Raw genomic sequence first — 13,912 nt, 5'->3', positions numbered from 1 at the left:
CCGGCCGTGACGAGGGTGCGCGCCGCATCGACGTACGCACGGGTCACCCGGGTCAGGTCCTTCTCGCTCGCCGAGCGGATCATCTGCATCGACAGCGGGCTGGGCATCCGGCTCGCCGCGATCGCGGGCACGCCGTTGGAGCGGCCGTTCGCGACCGGTCCTGCGTGGCCGACCTGCGCGGAGATCTTCGCCCCGGTCGCATGGATGGCGTCGGTCAACCGGTTCAGGCCGGACAACGTCCGCTCCCCCACGACGATCTGCTCGCGGTGGGTCCGGCCGTCGGGCGCGACGGCGAGGTAGGCGACCGTCGTCAGTCCGACGCCGCCCTCGGCCGGCGCCCGGTGATACGCGATCAGCGCGTCGGTGACCTCACCGTCCGGCGTGCGCCCCTCGAAGGTGGCGGCCTTGACGGTGCGGTTGCGCAGGCGCACAGGACCGAGGTCGACCGGACTGAACACGTCGGGAGCTGACACCCCCGAAGCCTAACCCCGTCAGTGGAACACGTTCTAGTTTTCCGTCAGGCAGGTCAGCCCTGGTTGAACTGCGCCGCCCGCTTGCCCACGAACGCCGCGACACCCTCGATGCCGTCGGGCGAACCGGCCTGGTTGCGGATCGAGAGCGTCTCCTTGCGCAGGGCCAGCTCGGGAGCGGGGACGGCGACGTCGCGCAGCAGCCGCTTGGCGGCGCCGTTGGCCGAGGCCGAGCTCGCGGCAAGGACACCGACGACCTGTTCGACGGTGTCGGCCAGCTCGGCGGCGGGGACCAGGCGCGCGACCAGCCCGGCGTCGTACGCCTCCTGAGCGGTGAGCAGGTCACCGAGGATCGCCAGGCGCAGGGTGCGGTGCAGGCCGAGGGTGTTGACGAGCAGCGAGCTGCCGCCGTCGGGCGAGAGGCCGACCTTCGTGTAGGCGAGGCTGAACTTCACGTTGTCGGCGGCGATCACGACGTCACCGACGGCCGCGAGCGGGAAGCCGGCACCGGCGGCAGTGCCCTGCACCACCGTCACCACGATCGCCTCGGAACGGACCAGCTCGCCGATCGTGCGGTGCAGGGCCTCGGCGAGGTCGTCGATGAAGTCGGCAGGGCTCTCGGCGGACTCGAAGGCCGCCAGGTCGCCACCGACCGAGAAGAAGCGGCCCTCGGCGGCCAGCACGATGACCCGGGCGCCGTCGCGACCCGCACTGCGGACCGCGTCGAACAGCTGGGCCACCGACGCGGGGTGGATCGGGTTGCCCCGGTCCCCGTCGACGAGGGTGATCCGGGCAACCCCGGCGTCGTGGGCGTAGCTGACGTACGAATCGGGCGTCTCGGTCACGGGTTCATGATGCCGGAACCGCTACGCGGCACAGTCCCCGGTGTCCTTCTCGGACTCCTCGGCCTCGCCGGCCCGGGCACTCGCCGAGACCTGCTCAGCCGTCAGGGCATAGCCGGTCTCCGGGTCGGTGACCGACGCGGCGAACACCACGCCGGCGACATCCCCCTCGGGCGTGACGATCGGCCCGCCGGAGTTGCCGGGACGCACCAGGCCGCGCAGCGAGAAGACCTCGCGTACGACGGTGCCGGAGCCATAGATGTCAGGGGACCGGAGGTTCTGCATGGACCGGATCCGACCGGTCTGGACGTCGAACGGCCCGTCCTGCGGGTAGCCGACGATGGCCACCGGGTCCTCGGCCACCGAGGTCGTGTCGAAGTCCAGCACCTTCGCACCACCGGTGTCGACGGCCAGCACCGCGATGTCGAGCTCCTTGTCGTAGAGCACCACCCGCGCCAGCTCGGTGCCGCCGTTGATGTTCACCTCGGGGTCGTCGACGCCCGCCACGACGTGGGCGTTGGTCATCACGCGATCCTCGGCGTAGACGAAGCCGGTGCCTTCGACACCACGGCCGCACTGGTTGGCGCCCCTGATCTTCACGACGCTCTCGCGGGTGGCCTTGACCTTGGCGCTGCCGGGGAGGTTCGACGGGCCGGGAGCCACCTCGATGATCTGCTCCGGGGCGAAAGGTTCGAGGTAGCGCGGGAAGAACCCGGTGCCGACGACGTTGTTGAACGCCTGCAGCACGTTGGGAGCTGCGTCCGGCAGCGCCTCGTTGACCTTCGACAGGACGGTCGAGCTGCGCACCATCGAGGTCACGGAGCCGATCCGGGTGCCGGAGATCGCGACGCCGAGCGCCCAGGCGACCAGCAGCACGGCCAGCGCCGACAGCAGCGCGCCACCGATGGCGTCGACCGCCCGGGCCGGCTGCCAGGTGATGCGTTCGCGGACCCGCGCGCCGGCGTACTGCATCAGGGCCTGGCCGAGGGACGCACACAGGATCACGATGAAGAGCGCACCGAGGGAGACGGCCAGCGACGGGTCGAGGCTCTCCAGCACGACCGGCGCGAGCAGGATGCCGCCGAGTCCGCCCAGCAGCAGGCCGACCGTGGCGAAGGCGCCGGTGACGAAGCCCTGCCAGTACCCGGACAGGGCATAGGCGAGGACGAGCAGGACGAGGAGCCAGTCGAGGAGGTTCACGCGATCACTCGTCCGGTTCGAGGAGGTCCATGCCGTCGTCACCCACCCGGTCGTCGTCGCCCGTCCCGGACGTCCGGCGGACGTACTCGGCGAGCATGTACTCGGGGAGATCATGCACTGGCGGGTCGTCCACCGGGGGGAGCCACCCAAGGAACGAGAAGAACCGGGTCAGGATCCCGCCCGTGAAGCCCCACAGGATGACGTCCTTGTCGTCGCCGATCAGGAATCCGGGACCATTCCAGCCGCCGGGGTGGCGCACCGAGATCCGGTGCTCGGGATCGACGAGCTCGCGCAGGCCCACCCGGTGGATCTGGTGGACCTCGTCGGGCGAGGCGACCCGGATCGGGCCGGGGTCGCGCCACCAGCCCAGCACCGGGGTGACCGCGAAGTTGGACGGCGGGAGCCACAGCTCCGGCAGGGCGCCGAAGATCTCGACACCTCCGGGATCGACACCGATCTCCTCCCACGCCTCCCGCAGCGCCGCCTCGACCGCGGTCTCGCCGGGATCGATCTTGCCGCCCGGGAAGGACACCTGCCCGGGGTGCGAGCGCATGTGATGCGCACGCTCGGTGAGGAGCACGTCGCCGCCGGCATCGCTCTCGCCGAACAGCATCAGCACCGCGCCACGGCGCGGGTTGCCGCCAGCGGGTGGGAGGAACTGGGTGAGCTCGATGCCCTCGATGTTGCGCGACCCCTCGGCCAGCGGCCGCAACCAGTCGGGCAGGTCCTCGGGGATCTCGTCCGGGATGCGGTCGACCATCCGGGCCCGGACGTCGTCGGGCATCGGCGTGCTCATCGGGCCCCTTCCTGTGCAGTGTCGGCTGGTGCCTTCGCGGTGACGTCGACCCCGACGTGCTGGTCGACCAGTGCGATCAGCTCGTCGAGCGAATCCACGCCACCAGCAGACTGCTGGATCTCGCCGCCGGCGTCCACGAACACGAACTGTGGAAGCCCCTGGACGACGAGGTTCGTCTCCTGGAGGTCACCGCACGCGTCGGCGAGCGAGGGGTAGGTGACCCCGCTCTGGCGCGCGAGGTCGATCGCCGCACCGGGGTAGGTCTCGAGGTAGTCGACGCCGAGGACCATCACCTGGTCGCCGTACTTCTCGTGGAACTCCTGCAGCACCGGGAGCTCCTTGCGGCACGGGCCGCAGTTGGACGCCCAGAAGTTGATGAGCGCCGGCCCGCGCACCTCGGCGAGCGAGCGTGGGGTCGTGCCGCCGAGGCAGTCCAGCGCGAGGTCGGGCAGGGCCGCGGCGGGTGCGGTCGTGTCGACCGGGAAGCCACAGTCGGCGATGCCGGCCGCCTCCCGGTCCTCGACCAGGTCGGGCGAGTCGACGTCCACCTTGCAGGCCAGCGACGGGGCGACACTGTCGCAGCCGGTGAGCAGCACTCCGGCGGCCACGAGCGCGACCAGGGGTCTCGTGACGGTCGCAGAGCGACCTCCTCGACCAACGGCGTTCAATTGGGGCCCTCGGTGCGCAGCAGCTTGTCGGCCTCGCCCGGGTCCGTCGGACCTTCGCCGTACGACGGGCACCAGCGCGCCACCGGACAGGCTCCGCACGCGGGCTTCTTCGCGTGGCAGCACCGCCGGCCGTGCCAGATCAGGTGGTGCGACAGCATCGTCCAGTCGCGCTTCTCGAAGAGGGCACCGACGGCGTGCTCGACCTTCACGGGGTCGGTCTCCTCGGTGAAGCCGAGGCGCCGCGAGAGCCGGCCGAAGTGGGTGTCGACGGTGATGCCGGGGACGTCGAACGCGTTGCCGAGCACGACGTTGGCGGTCTTGCGGCCCACACCCGGCAGCGTCACGAGGTCCTCGAGGCGCCCGGGCACCTGGCCGTCGTACCGCTCCATGAGGGCGGCGCTGAGCTTCAACAGGGACTCCGTCTTGGCACGGAAGAAGCCGAGCGGTCCGACGATCTGCTCGAGGTGGTCGCGGTCGGCGGCCGCCATCGACGCGGGATCGGGGTAAGCGGCGAACAGGATGGGCCGCACCAGGTTGACCCGCTTGTCCGTGGTCTGCGCGGACAGCACGGTCACCACGAGGCACTCGAAGGCGTTGTCGAAGTCGAGCTCGGCCTTGGCGTCGGGGTAGGTCTCGGCGAGCACCCGATCGATCTTGCGGGCCCGCCGGACCCGCTGGGTGGGAGTTTCGTCCTTGATCGCAATCGCCCGCTTGTTCTCCCGCACGGCCCCAGCCTACGGGCGCCCGCCGACAGCGCCGGCCGGGACAACGCGTCGAAACCGCCGCCCGCTGACTAGGTGTGAGTTCGACCACTGGCTAGGATGCCGTGCGAGCGTGTTGATGGGTCGTATCCGTCCCTGGGGGGCGGGCCTTCGATGCGTAGTCACCTTGGAGGAAAAGCGTGGACAACGACGTACTCCGTCAGGCGCCACTGTTCAGCGCACTCGACGACGAGGCCATGGCCGCCCTGCGCACGTCGCTGGCGACCACGCGACTGCGCCGCGGCGAGGTGCTGTTCCACGAAGGCGACACTGGCGACAAGCTGTACGTCGTCCTCGAGGGCAAGGTGAAGCTCGGTCGCACGTCCTCGGACGGCCGCGAGAACCTGCTCGCCATCATGGGCCCCGGCCAGATGTTCGGCGAGCTCTCCCTGTTCGACCCGGGCCCGCGCTCCGCCACCGTCACCGCGGTCACCGACGCCGACTTCGCCTCGCTGTCCCACGACGACCTGCTGCGCTGGCTCGAGGGCCGCCCGGTCGTCGCCCGCGGCCTCCTCACCCAGCTCGCCGGCCGGCTCCGCAAGGCCAACGACGTCGTCGCCGACCTCGTGTTCTCCGACGTCCCCGGCCGCGTCGCCAAGGCGCTGCTCGACCTCGCCGACCGGTTCGGCCGCACCGCCGACGACGGCGTCCACGTGCACCACGACCTCACCCAGGAAGAGCTGGCCCAGCTGGTCGGCGCCTCCCGCGAGACGGTCAACAAGGCGCTCGCCGACTTCGCCTCGCGCGGCTGGCTGCGCCTGGAGCCCCGCTCGGTCGTCATCCTCGACGTCGAGCGCATGGGTCGCCGCGCCCGCTGAACATCGGTGGTGGCGCCGCGTTGATCGCGCGGCGCCTCAGTACCCGTTGAGGATCTTCCGGGTCGCCTCGTCGGCCGGGTAGAACGCCTCGATCGCCAGCTCCGACAGGGTCACCTCGCGCGGCGTCCCGAACACGGTCGTGGTGGAGATGAACGACAGCACAGTGTCCTCGGACACCCGCAGCTGCAGGGGTACGACGAGCGCGGAGGAGTCGATCGGCTCGACCCCGTCGCCGGTGACCTCGGCAGCGAGCTCCCCGATGAACGGGTCGCCCGTGGCGTCGTACTCATGGCGGAGGCGCTCGGCGAGGTGGGCACGCCACTCCTCGAAGTTCACGACGCGGGGCCCGAGGCCGCGGGGGTGGAGCGAGAGCCGGATGACGTTGATCGGCGGCTCCAGCAGGTCCGGGTCGATGCCGTCCATCAGCGAGTAGGCCGCGTCGTTGGCGCTGACCAGCTCCCAACGACGGTCCACGACGAGCGCCGGGTAGGGGTGGTGCGCGGCGAGGATCGCCTCGAGCGCGGCGTTGGCCTCGGCCATCGGCGGATCAGTCAGCTGGTGCTCCGGGTGCGCGGGGGCGTGGCCGGCCGCGAGCAGCAGCTCGTTCTGTTCCCGCAACGGGACCTCCAGGTAGTCGCACAGGCGCAGCACCATCGAGCTCGTCGGCCGGGACCGGCCGGTCTCGATGTAGCTGAGGTGCCGGGTCGAGACGTCGGCCCGGCTGGCGAGCTCGAGCTGGGACAGGTGCCGTCGCTGCCGCCAGCCGCGGATCAGCTCTCCTGCAGGTGCGTTCACGTCGCCCAACCTAGCCAGCGCGCCGCAGCAGGGACATGACGTCGGAGGTCATCGACCGGGGACCGGTGGCCGCGATGGGATGCGGACATCCCACCGTCGTGAATGGAGAACACCATGAGCAGCTCCGTGAACCCCCGCGCCTACGCCATCGCCTACCTCCGCGAGGTCGACTTCGGGGACGCGATCGTCGAGTACATCGAGAAGATCGACGCCACCCTCGCGCCGTCCGGCGGCCGTTTCCTGGTCCACGGCGGCGAGCTGACGCCGGCCGAGGGCACCTGGGACGGCGACATCGTGATCATCGAATTCCCCAACCAGGCAGCGGCCAGGGACTGGTACCTGTCGGCCGACTACCAGGCGATCCTGCCGCTGCGAACCGAGCACTCGCAGTCCATCGCGGCGCTGGTCGAGGGCGTTCCGAGCGGATACCGCGCGGTCGACAAGCTCGCTGTTCTGCTGGGCGGCACCGGCGCCTGACCGCAGCCACGGCGCCGTTAGCCTTGCTGGGTGAACCTCCCCGCTGCGACCACCGCACGGGGGGCGTACCCCATCTGGGCCGTCGGGCTGCTCGTCTACCTGCTGGCGGTGTTCCACCGCTCCTCGCTCGCCGTCGCCGGCCTCGCCGCGACCGAACGCTTCGACATCGGCGCCTCGCAGCTCGCGACCTTCACGATGCTGCAGCTGCTCGTCTACGCGGCCATGCAGATCCCCGTCGGCCTGCTGGTCGACCGCTTCGGGCCGCGCCGGGTGCTGCTGACCGGTGCGGTGGTGCTGATCGTGGCGCAGGCCGGCTTCGCCTTCGCCGACACGTACGCACTTGCGTTGCTCGCCCGACTCTTCGTGGGCATCGGCGATGCGATGACCTTCATCTGCGTGCTGCGCCTGGTCACCACGTGGTTCGCTCCGCGGCGGATCCCGTTGATGACCCAGCTGACCGGCGTCCTGGGTCAGCTCGGCGCGATCCTCGCCGCCGTACCCATGACGTGGGCGCTGGGGAACCTGGGCTGGACGCGCTCGTACCTGCTCGCCGCGTCGCTCGGCATCGTCCTGGTCATCGCGTTGCTCTTCATCGTCCACGACGCACCGACCTCGCGATCGATGCGCGGTCCGGCGCTGTCGTGGACCCAGATCCGCACCAGCCTGGGGGCGTCCTGGGCGCAGCCCGGCACCCGTCTGGGCTTCTGGATGCACTTCTCGACCCAGTTCAGCGCGACCACGCTCGGCCTGTTGTGGGGCTACCCGTTCCTCGTCCAGGGCGAGGGCCGCTCCGACCACGTGGCCGGACTGTTGCTCACCCTGATGGTCATCGCGGTCATGGCGACCGGTCCGGTCCTCGGCTGGGCGATCACCCACCACCCGTGGCACCGCTCCACGATCGTGATCGCGATCGTGGCGTCGATCGTCGTCGTCTGGACCGCGGTCCTGTCCTGGCCCGGGCCGGCCCCGCTGGCACTCCTCGTGCTGCTGGTGATCGTGGCCGGCGTCGGCGGACCGGCGTCGATGATCGGCTTCGACCTCGGCCGTACGTCGAATCCGGCCGACCGCCTTGCCAGCGCGACCGGGATCATCAACCAGGCCGGCTTCCTCGCAAGCCTGCTGCTCGTCGTCGGCATCGGCGTGGTCCTCGACTGGCGCACGCCCGGGTCGAGCACCGACTACACGCCCGACGCGTTCCGGGCGGCGATGTCGTGCCAGTACCTGCTCTGGGGCGTCGGCCTCGTGCAGATCTGGCGCTACCGGGTGAAGGCGCGGGCCAAGATCATGGCCGAGGAGCCCGAGGCGTACGGCCGGGTTCCGAACGTTCTGGGCTGAGCCTGAGTCGATTGCAGGAAACCTATAAGTTCTTATAGGATTATCGCAATCAGAGACGGTCAGGAAGGTCGCCATGTCCGGTGTCCGCGTCAGCGTGGTCGAAGCCGCCGAGATGCTCGGCGTCCATCCGCAACGCGTCCATCAGCGCATCCGGGAAGGGTCCCTGCCCGCGGAGAAGGTCGGCCATCAATGGGTCGTCGAGGTCAACGACGTACGTCGGATCAAGCATCACCGTGGGCCGGGGCGGCCGCTGTCGACCAAGTCCGCGTGGGACCTGCTCGCCGTTGCCGCCAGCGATCAGGCCGCGGCGGAGCTCAGCCCGCCCGCCCGATCGCGTGCTCGGTCGCGGCTGAGACGTCTGCTCGAGCAGGCGTCCTCCGAGGACATCGACGATGCCGCAGCACAGGTCGTCCACGCCTTGCGCAATCGAGGTGTGCGGGCGCTGTTCGAAGCCTCGTCCCGCGACCTGCCCGACGTCCGTGACGACGAGCGCGTCCACCTTTCCGGTGTCTCGCTCGCAGCGGCGAACATGTCTGCCGCCGGCGTCGCCGAAGGATACGTGGCTGCCGACGACCTCGACGACCTCGTCGCGGACTACCTGCTGTCCCCTGCTCGTGACTCTCGAGCCAACGTCATCCTCCACGTCGTGGACTCCGACGAGGCAATCCCGGTCGCGCTGGGTGACCTCGATGAGGTGGCGTGCTCTCCGCTCGCGCTCGCGGCGGACCTGGCCGAGCACGACGGCGTCCGCGAGAAGATCGAAGCCATCCGTGTGATCGCCGACCTGCGTGCCGCGATCGTTGCACGGGAAGCCCACATCAGCGGAGCGGATCATGGCTGAGCCCGTCGAACTGCCTGCGATGAACGAGCCACAGAAGCAGTCGTGGCACGCCCTCATGGACCTCTACAACCGCATCAGCACCGACTGGACCCTCATCGGCGGACAACTGGTTCACCTGCATTGCGCCGAACGAGGCGCCACACCGACCCGCCCGACCAATGACGTCGACACCGTCGTCAACGTCCGTGCCTCCACCACCATGCTGGAATCGTTCACCGGTGCGCTGAAGGACATGGGGTTCACACCGGACACTTCGGGCGATGGCATCCAGCACCGCTGGCGGCGCGACCGGGCCCAGATCGACGTCCTCATCCCGGAAGGCATCGGCCAACGCGCGGCGGCTCGACTCGGCGCAGGTGGAGCCCCGACCATCTCCGCGCCCGGCACCACCCAGGCTCTCAACCGGAGCGAGCCCGTGCTCGTAACGGCCGACGGCCGAACCGGCACCGTCCTCCGCCCGAGTCTCGTGGGAGCCCTCGTCGGCAAGGCCGCAGCGCGAACCGAGATCGCCGCCGACCGTGCCAGCACACGGCACTGCACCGACTTCGTTGTTCTGGCCAGTCTTGTCTCGGCCCGTGACTTCCGGGAAGCCGCGTTGGTGAACAAGGACCGCACGCGACTGCGAAAGATGCTCACCTACTGCCGAAAGGACGACTCCGCAATGTCAGTGGAGAACGCCACCGAGGCTCTCGACCGACTCGAGCGTGCGGCGAAGCTGAACGACTGAGCCGTTCACCGGCCCGCGAGGTACGACAGCTGCGCGCGCACCGACCACTCGGCCGCCACCCACAAGGACTCGTCCACGTCGGCGTACACGACCTCGACGACCTTCCGCGGCAGGTCGGGGTCCTCGGCGACGTCGGGCGGCAGTTGGGCCGGGCTCAGCCCCAACCGCCCGAGGGCGGCCTCGACCTGGGCGAGGCGTTCGCGGCGGTGCACCACGTAGTGGTCGAGCACGGCGGCCGCGTCCGGCAGGACCGGACCGTGGGCCGGCCACAGCGACTGCGCCCGGCCGTCCGTGACGAGCGCACGCATCTTCGCGATGGAGTCGAAGTAGGAGCCGAGGTCGCCGTCCGGGTGGACGATCACGGTGGTGCCGCGGCCGAGCACCATGTCGCCGGTCAGCAGCGCGCCATCGGCCTCGACCAGCAACGACACCGAGTCGCTCGTGTGGCCGGGCGTCGTCAACACCTCGACCTGCAATCCGGCGACCGACAGCACCTCACCGTCGACGATCGGCTCCGAACGCCAGCACTGGTCGGGGTCCAGGCCACGCACGCCGCAGCCCATCCGCTCCGCGAACGAGCGGGCCGCCTCGGTGTGGTCGAGGTGGTGGTGCGTCACCACGACGGCCTCCACCTGCCCCGCGACGGCAGCGACCGCGTCGAGGTGGTCGTCGTGCAATGGCCCCGGGTCGACCACGATCGAGCGGTCGGCGCCGGGCTCGCGCAGGATCCAGGTGTTGGTCCCGTCGAGCGTCATGATCCCGGGGTTGGGCGCGAGCACGCAGCGCCCGCGGGCGCCGTACTCGCCGCCCTGCCAGGGCACGAACGCTTGGGTCACGACCTCAGGACCTCCGGGCCGCCACCAGCGGCCGCAGGTCGTCGGGCATCGACAGGGTGAAGCCGTCACCCAGCGGCTCGACCTCCGGCATGAACATCTCGACCGTGCGGCCCACGCTCGCCGCCATCACCTCGTCGAGATCGGCGTGGGTGCCGATCTCCAGGCAGGTGAGGTACGTCGGCGGGAGCATCGCGAGCTCGCCGCGATCGGCCTGGTCGGCAGCCTCGGCGGCCGGCAGCCACACGACCTCCGACGACTCGGTGGAGACGTCGCGGGTGCGCTGGCCCTCGGGCAGCCGGGCCGCGAAGAAGTAGGTCCGGTAGCGCTTGGGTTCGAAGATCGGCGTGAGCCAGCCGGTCCAGACGCCGAGCAGGTCGGTTCGCAGCACCAGCCCGCGGCGGGTCAGGAAGTCGGTCATCGACTCGGCGCGCGACTCGAGCGCCACCCGGTCGGCCTCCCACTCGTCGCCGGTGGTGTCCGCGATGACGTTGTCGACCGAGGTGCCGGCGAGCAGCACGCCCGACTCCTCGAAGGTCTCGCGCACCGCCGCGCACACGAGCGCCCGGGCGACGTCCTCGGTCGTGCCGAGGCGGGCCGCCCAGTCGGCCGGCGAGGGCCCCGCCCAGGCGACGGTGTGGTCGTAGTCGCGCGGGTCGACGCCACCACCGGGGAACACGCACATGCCGCCGGCGAAGGCCATCGTGGTCTGGCGGCGCAGCAGGTAGACCTCGGGCGCGCCATCGGCACCGGGCCGCAGCAGGATCACGGTCGCGGCGTCGCGCGGCTCGGCGGCCTCACGCTGCCCGTCGGCGTACTCCCGGGCGAGCGCGGCGAACTCCTCGGGCAGCGGGACCGGAGGGAGGGGAATCCTCACCCGACGACCTCGGCGATGACCTCGACCTCGACCGCCGAGTCGAGCGGCAGCACGGCGACGCCGACAGCCGAGCGCGCGTGCACGCCGAGCTCACCGAACACCGCGCCGAACAGCTCGGAGGCACCGTTGGCCACGGCCGCCTGGGCCGTGAAGTCCGGGGCCGAGGCGACGAAGACGCCGACCTTCAGGATGCGGATGCCCTCGAGCGTTCCGGTCACCGAACGGATCGCCGCCATCGCGTTGAGCGCACACTGGCGGGCGCACTCGTAGGCCACCTCGGGGGTGACACCGTCGCCGACCTTGCCGGTCGCGACGAGCACGCCGTCGCGCATCGGGATCTGCCCGGCGGTGTAGACCATCGCGCCGCTGCGGACAGCGGGGAGGTAGGCCGCGACGGGCGGCACGACCTCCGGGACGGTCAGTCCGAGCTCGGCGAGCCGCTCCTCCGCAGTCACGTCACTCGGCCGGACGCTTGAAGTACGCGATGTCGTTGCCGCCCTGGCCGGGGATGAGCGTGACGAGCTCCCACCCGTCCTGGCCGAAGTTGTTGAGGATCTGCGCCGCAACGTGGTTGAGGACGGGCGCTACCTGGTACTCCCACTTGGTCATGCTCCGCACGATACTCAGGCCGGTCGAGGCCGGCACCGCCGCCCGATCCCGGGCGGGCCGGGCACGCCACGGAGTGGCGCCCGTCACAACTTGTGCGACGATGCCGCCGTGAGTCTCGACAACGCCGTATGGATGTTGACCGGGCTGGCCGCGGTCGTCGTGCTCCTGACCAGGATGGGCCTCTCCTCGGAGCAGTCCCAGGCAGGCCACGCGCTCGTCCCTCTCGGGATCGTCCGGGCCCACACCATGGTGGGCGTCGTGGCACTGGCCGTGTGGATCTACTACCTCTCCTCCCCCGACGGGACCGTCGGTGCCGTCGCCCTGGCGGTGTGGTGGATCGAGGTGCTGATCGGCCTGCTGATCCTCACCCGGTGGATGTCGCGCCCGAGCAAGCACGCCGCCGATGCGACGGGCGACAGCTGGGCGCAGGGACCGGCCCTGTCGATCCTGGGCCACATCGGCATGCTGCTGGGCATCAGCTTCTTCACGTGGATCGTGCTGGCCGACAAGCTCGCTGCCTGAGCGCTGGTCCCCCGGAGCTGCCCTGATCCAGGTCCACCCGTGGTCTGACGCGCGAGCGCGGCCTGCCCTCTACGGTGGACCGGTGGCTCGACCAGACCGGCAACCGTGGCGCCTCGGCCCGCGGGGCGTGCGGTGGTTCGACCTCGGCCTCACCGCCTTCCTCCTGCTGCCCGTCCCGGCGTTCCTCCTCTTCGGGAACCCGCTCCACGGACTGCTGATGCTGGTCCAGATCGCTCCCCTGGCCGTACGGCGGCGGTGGCCGGTGCCCGTGTTCGCGGTCGTGGCCCTCGGCAGCGCCGTCCAGGCCCCTCTCGTCGACATCCCGCTGTGGAGCCAGGTCGCCTTCCCGATCGCGACCTACTCGGTGGCCCGCTTCGGCTCGGCCTGGTGGAGCGCGGCAGCGATGGCCACCGGCCTGCTCGGCGCGGGCATTGCCTCGGTCGTCTGGCTGCGCGGGTACGACGGCACGCAGCTCACCTTCCAGAACGTCTCCGCCTACTTCCTCACCATCGCCCTCGTCGTGGTCGTCGCATGGGCGCTCGGCACGCTCAACCGCGTCCGGCAGTCGTACGTCGATGCGCTGGTCGAGCGCGGACAGCGACTCGAGCACGAGGCGGCGCAGCAGGCCGCGCTGGCCGCGATCGAGGAGCGGCAACGGATCGCGCGCGAGATGCATGACGTCGTCGCCCACGGACTGACCACGATCGTGGTGCAGGCGGACGGGGCCCGGGCCGTGGCCGCAACGGATCCCTCGGTCGTCGTACCGACCCTCGCGACGATCGCGGACACCGGACGCGAGGCGATGGCCGAGATGCGCCGGATGCTCGGCCTGTTGCGCGCCGACGGTGCCGCGACCGCACCGCAGCCCCGGCTGGCCGACCTGGCCGGCCTGGTGGCCGACGCGCAGGGCGCCGGGACACCGGTCGTGGTCGACCTGCCCGACCCCGTGCCGACCGTCTCCGACGGGGTGGCGCTCACCGTCTACCGCGTGGTCCAGGAGTCGCTGACCAACGTCCGCAAGCACGCCGGTCCGGGCGCGTCGGCAGGCGTCCGGTTGCGGATCGACGACGGGACCGTGGTGGTCGAGGTCGACGACGACGGACGGGGCGCCGCGGCCCGCGACGACGGCGGCGGACTCGGGCTCACCGGCATGCGGGAGCGGGTCGGCGCCCACCAGGGCGACCTGACGGCGGGGCCGATGCCCGGCGGCGGTTACCGCGTCTGCGCGAGGATCCCGCTGTGAGCTCCGTGAGCGACCCGATCCGGGTGTTCCTCGTCGACGACCAGGAACTGGTCCGGGCCGGGTTCCGGATGCTCATCGACAGCCAGCCCGACCTCACG

17 protein-coding genes and 2 pseudogenes are annotated in these 13,912 nt (G+C 70.8%); 8 read left to right on the top strand and 11 right to left on the bottom strand.

The annotated features are described in order from the left end of the window. From ACOADB_RS20670 to nth, 6 genes and pseudogenes are all read right to left on the bottom strand, one after another. Window positions 1-473 (bottom strand): annotated as a pseudogene (locus ACOADB_RS20670) (NADH:flavin oxidoreductase); the annotation flags it as partial. 53 nt (window positions 474-526) lie between these two features. After that, entirely contained in the window at window positions 527-1,315 is a 789-nt protein-coding gene (locus ACOADB_RS20665; RefSeq protein ID WP_378602867.1) for an enoyl-CoA hydratase/isomerase family protein, read from the bottom strand. Between the two features lie 21 nt (window positions 1,316-1,336). Continuing rightward, window positions 1,337-2,512 (bottom strand): MarP family serine protease, encoded by a 1,176-nt coding sequence (locus ACOADB_RS20660; RefSeq protein ID WP_378602864.1) that lies wholly within the window; start codon window positions 2,510-2,512, stop codon window positions 1,337-1,339. Between the two features lie 4 nt (window positions 2,513-2,516). Then, the gene (locus ACOADB_RS20655; protein ID WP_378602861.1) at window positions 2,517-3,308 is read right to left on the bottom strand and encodes an NUDIX hydrolase; all 792 of its coding nucleotides are present in this window, start codon (window positions 3,306-3,308) and stop codon (window positions 2,517-2,519) included. Beyond that, window positions 3,305-3,916: a TlpA family protein disulfide reductase gene (locus ACOADB_RS20650; protein WP_378602858.1), complete on the bottom strand. Its 612-nt coding sequence runs from the start codon at window positions 3,914-3,916 to the stop codon at window positions 3,305-3,307. The genes ACOADB_RS20655 and ACOADB_RS20650 overlap by 4 nt, the downstream gene beginning before the upstream one ends. A 56-nt stretch (window positions 3,917-3,972) precedes the next feature. Then, on the bottom strand, window positions 3,973-4,701 hold the full coding sequence (nth, locus tag ACOADB_RS20645) for an endonuclease III (protein WP_378602855.1): 729 nt from the start codon (window positions 4,699-4,701) through the stop codon (window positions 3,973-3,975). Window positions 4,702-4,934: 233 nt separating this feature from the next. On the opposite strand from nth, the gene ACOADB_RS20640 reads away from it, so the two are divergent. Next, on the top strand, window positions 4,935-5,555 hold the full coding sequence (locus tag ACOADB_RS20640; protein ID WP_182380449.1) for a Crp/Fnr family transcriptional regulator: 621 nt from the start codon (window positions 4,935-4,937) through the stop codon (window positions 5,553-5,555). Between the two features lie 36 nt (window positions 5,556-5,591). On the opposite strand, the gene ACOADB_RS20635 is transcribed toward ACOADB_RS20640, so the two are convergent. After that, window positions 5,592-6,350, bottom strand: a complete 759-nt coding sequence (locus ACOADB_RS20635) for a helix-turn-helix domain-containing protein (protein WP_378602852.1) — start codon at window positions 6,348-6,350, stop codon at window positions 5,592-5,594. Between the two features lie 114 nt (window positions 6,351-6,464). Between ACOADB_RS20635 and ACOADB_RS20630 the strand changes: the two genes are divergently transcribed. The 4 genes from ACOADB_RS20630 to ACOADB_RS20615 all read left to right on the top strand — a co-directional run bounded on the left by ACOADB_RS20630 (window position 6,465) and on the right by ACOADB_RS20615 (window position 9,730). Then, entirely contained in the window at window positions 6,465-6,827 is a 363-nt protein-coding gene (locus ACOADB_RS20630; protein ID WP_378602849.1) for a DUF1330 domain-containing protein, read from the top strand. Window positions 6,828-6,857: 30 nt separating this feature from the next. Beyond that, on the top strand, window positions 6,858-8,162 hold the full coding sequence (locus ACOADB_RS20625; protein ID WP_378602846.1) for an MFS transporter: 1,305 nt from the start codon (window positions 6,858-6,860) through the stop codon (window positions 8,160-8,162). Window positions 8,163-8,235: 73 nt separating this feature from the next. Then, complete coding sequence (locus tag ACOADB_RS20620; RefSeq protein WP_378602843.1) at window positions 8,236-9,003, top strand: helix-turn-helix domain-containing protein; 768 nt, start codon at window positions 8,236-8,238, stop codon at window positions 9,001-9,003. Beyond that, entirely contained in the window at window positions 8,996-9,730 is a 735-nt protein-coding gene (locus tag ACOADB_RS20615) for a hypothetical protein (RefSeq protein WP_378602840.1), read from the top strand. Before ACOADB_RS20620 ends, ACOADB_RS20615 begins: the two co-directional genes overlap by 8 nt. Window positions 9,731-9,735: 5 nt before the next feature. Here the strand turns inward: ACOADB_RS20615 and ACOADB_RS20610 are convergent, their stop codons facing one another. Genes ACOADB_RS20610 through ACOADB_RS20595 form a run of 4 tightly spaced genes read right to left on the bottom strand, consistent with a single transcriptional unit; the run spans window position 9,736 to window position 12,049 of the window. After that, entirely contained in the window at window positions 9,736-10,566 is an 831-nt protein-coding gene (locus ACOADB_RS20610; protein ID WP_378602837.1) for an MBL fold metallo-hydrolase, read from the bottom strand. Window positions 10,567-10,570: 4 nt separating this feature from the next. Next, on the bottom strand, window positions 10,571-11,440 hold the full coding sequence (locus ACOADB_RS20605) for an NUDIX hydrolase (RefSeq protein WP_378602834.1): 870 nt from the start codon (window positions 11,438-11,440) through the stop codon (window positions 10,571-10,573). Continuing rightward, entirely contained in the window at window positions 11,437-11,895 is a 459-nt protein-coding gene (locus ACOADB_RS20600; protein WP_378602831.1) for a RidA family protein, read from the bottom strand. The genes ACOADB_RS20605 and ACOADB_RS20600 overlap by 4 nt, the downstream gene beginning before the upstream one ends. A gap of 1 nt (window position 11,896) precedes the next feature. Then, a complete protein-coding gene (locus tag ACOADB_RS20595) occupies window positions 11,897-12,049 on the bottom strand; it encodes a hypothetical protein (RefSeq protein WP_182481284.1) in 153 nt (50 codons plus the stop codon). Window positions 12,050-12,157: 108 nt separating this feature from the next. On the opposite strand from ACOADB_RS20595, the gene ACOADB_RS20590 reads away from it, so the two are divergent. The 3 genes and pseudogenes from ACOADB_RS20590 to ACOADB_RS20580 form a co-directional block, all read left to right on the top strand. Further along, window positions 12,158-12,571 carry a hypothetical protein gene (locus ACOADB_RS20590; RefSeq protein ID WP_378602827.1) on the top strand — a complete coding sequence of 138 codons (414 nt, stop codon included), beginning with the start codon at window positions 12,158-12,160 and terminating at the stop codon, window positions 12,569-12,571. A gap of 82 nt (window positions 12,572-12,653) precedes the next feature. After that, window positions 12,654-13,814, top strand: coding sequence for a sensor histidine kinase (locus tag ACOADB_RS20585; RefSeq protein ID WP_378602824.1), 1,161 nt, complete (start codon window positions 12,654-12,656; stop codon window positions 13,812-13,814). Window positions 13,815-13,819: 5 nt separating this feature from the next. Then, a pseudogene (locus tag ACOADB_RS20580) lies at window positions 13,820-13,912 on the top strand (DNA-binding response regulator); the annotation flags it as partial.

The sequence above is a fragment of the Nocardioides sp. CPCC 206348 genome, from assembly GCF_048654705.1.
In the GTDB taxonomy this organism is placed as follows: domain Bacteria; phylum Actinomycetota; class Actinomycetes; order Propionibacteriales; family Nocardioidaceae; genus Nocardioides.
The sequence above is the reverse complement of the archived record's forward strand: the minus strand, read 5'-3'. Positions and strand labels throughout refer to the sequence as shown.

Coding starts and splice junctions, on each gene's coding strand:
- ACOADB_RS20615 (WP_378602840.1), top strand. CDS start 8,996: ATGGCTGAGCCCGTCGAACTGCCTGCGATGAACGAGCCACAGAAGCAG.
- ACOADB_RS20630 (WP_378602849.1), top strand. CDS start 6,465: ATGAGCAGCTCCGTGAACCCCCGCGCCTACGCCATCGCCTACCTCCGC.
- ACOADB_RS20595 (WP_182481284.1), bottom strand. CDS start 12,049: ATGACCAAGTGGGAGTACCAGGTAGCGCCCGTCCTCAACCACGTTGCG.
- ACOADB_RS20640 (WP_182380449.1), top strand. CDS start 4,935: ATGGCCGCCCTGCGCACGTCGCTGGCGACCACGCGACTGCGCCGCGGC.
- ACOADB_RS20655 (WP_378602861.1), bottom strand. CDS start 3,308: ATGAGCACGCCGATGCCCGACGACGTCCGGGCCCGGATGGTCGACCGC.
- ACOADB_RS20620 (WP_378602843.1), top strand. CDS start 8,236: ATGTCCGGTGTCCGCGTCAGCGTGGTCGAAGCCGCCGAGATGCTCGGC.